Source organism: Lentilactobacillus parabuchneri DSM 5707 = NBRC 107865 (genome assembly GCF_001435315.1).
Taxonomy (GTDB): Bacteria; Bacillota; Bacilli; order Lactobacillales; family Lactobacillaceae; genus Lentilactobacillus; species Lentilactobacillus parabuchneri.
In genome coordinates, this window is sequence record NZ_AZGK01000032.1 from 1 (window position 1) to 2,134 (window position 2,134).

At 41.9% G+C, this 2,134-nt stretch carries 2 protein-coding genes; both read right to left on the reverse strand.

The features are described 5' to 3' along the window. Positions 1–59 precede the first annotated feature (59 nt). The gene (gene istB, locus FC51_RS11935) at positions 60–797 is read right to left on the reverse strand and encodes an IS21-like element helper ATPase IstB (RefSeq protein WP_003555349.1); all 738 of its coding nucleotides are present in this window, start codon (positions 795–797) and stop codon (positions 60–62) included. 9 nt (positions 798–806) lie between these two features. Then, positions 807–2,030: an IS21 family transposase gene (istA, locus tag FC51_RS11940; protein ID WP_003555353.1), complete on the reverse strand. Its 1,224-nt coding sequence runs from the start codon at positions 2,028–2,030 to the stop codon at positions 807–809. Positions 2,031–2,134 lie beyond the last annotated feature (104 nt).

Here is a 2,134-nt window from a genome sequence, read left to right on the forward strand (position 1 = left end):
TGTCAAGGGCAGTTTAAAAATGTAGGTTTTCGGCAGAAAGAAATGTAGGTTTTCGGCAGTTACTTGAGGCCACGTAATCGGTAAGATTTACCAGTGATCTTCACTACGTGAACATGATGAACCAAGCGATCGAGAATGGCTGCTGTCACAGTTGGGTTCTGGAAAATATCAACCCAAGCGGATAGATCACTATTGCTGGTAATGATCGTTGAATGCTTTTCATAGCGGGCATTGACTAGCTGAAATAAGAGGTTAGCTTCTTGGTGACCAATTGGCAAATACCCAATTTCATCAATAATTAATAGGTCATAGCGCGAATAGCGGCTTAGAGATCGATCAAGCAGTCCTTTTTCGTAAGCTGCTCTCAATCTAATCAACAGCTCATGACAATTAATAAAGAGAACCCGACAGCCCTGTTTACAGGCCTCAATCCCAATACTAATTGCCAAGTGGGTTTTACCGACTCCCGGATTGCCAATAAAGATTAAGTTTTCAGACTTTTCCATAAAAGCCAGATTCTGGAATTCCAGAACCTCTTGGCGATTAATACTGGGTTGAAAGCTAAAATCAAATGTATCTAGGGATTTTGTATTGGGGAACCGAGCACGGCCAATGGCCCGTGCAATCTGACCTTCGTGTCGATTCTGGAGTTCCGAATTAGTTAAATCAATTAGCGCCTCAGTTAATGACAGATTATCAGTGTGAATTTGATCAAGGTAATTCGGCAAGTATTCACGGATTTTGTTTAACCCTAAGCGCTCAAGATTATTTAAAAGAATTTGATTATTAGTGGTCATGGTAGCCTCCTATAAGTTGTCGTAATCAGTCATATGTTCACGAATGTAAGCTGAAATGTCTTCATCTGTCCGCCCTTTAAGCAAATCAGATTTGAGGATATTGAACTGATCTTGGGGGTCATAATTCAGCGAATTGGTAGTTATGGAGTGCGTACGAATTTCTTCTCCGTTATAATAAATGTGGATGCGCTGCTCATCATTGGAGATTTCAACAGCAACCGTACAACCAATGTATCGCGGATCTACTGAGTACTTACATTTGCGGAAATTGATCATGGCCTCCTTCGAAACGACACGGGTAATGTTTTCTTCGAAGTATGGTTCAAGGAGATTAACTGGAACGCGATGAAGGTACTCTTTTTCTTCGTCTAACCATTTCAGGTACGGGACTTCGTCCGTGGCCTGCGAAGTTTCATGATTTAGATCATCTCGGAGCATATGAACTAGTTCGATTAGCTCAGTTCCATCAGCAAATTCAGTATTGTATGGCCGTAAACGTTCAACCGTGCGAGCAAGGGCTTCAACTGCACCTTTAGTTTGTGGTCTGAATGGTCGACAAGCAATTGGTGTGAAACCGGCATCTTTACAGAATTCGTGGAACCGTTCGTTAAAGACAGCGTGGCCAAACTGGGATTTTGTATGATCCACAACGGTTTTCATATTATCAAACCAGATTTCCGTCGGAATACCTCCGGTATGAAGGAAAGCGTCGTGTAAGCAAGAAAAGAGGGTATCTTGGCTCCGATCAAAGGTTAGTGTCATATATTTGAGTTTTGAATAAGGCAATACATACAAGAAAATATTGAATTTAAACAGCTCACCCTCGCTGCTCACTAGGGCCATTTCTTCTTTCCAGTCAACTTGAGCAGAGAGACCAGGGGAATGTTCAATCCGAATGGTAGCTTTCTTAACTCGTTCTCGGCGGGTTTGGCGACAATAATCTTTCACGAGGGTATAGCTGCCGGTAAAGCCCTTCTTCTGGATAAATTTAAAAATTGAAGCAGCCGAACAATTTAGTTCAAGCTTTGAATCGATGGTTTGCTTGAATGGATCCAGTAAACTTGGCCGTTTCGGTCGACCACTTGGTCGGCCCTTAAGTCCAGCTTTGACTTCCTCATAGGCTTTCTTAACGGTTCGATAATCAACATTATATTGCCGGGCAATCTCGGCGAAGTTAGGCTTAATATTTTCAGTCACGTAAATCGTCACTCCTTCTCTTAAATCACGTCTCACATCAAATTCCTCCTACACTCTGATGTGATTCATGATACAAAAAATGTAGGAAAACCAACAGTTCTAACCTGCCGTTTTCCTACATTTTACGGGTGCCTTTTACA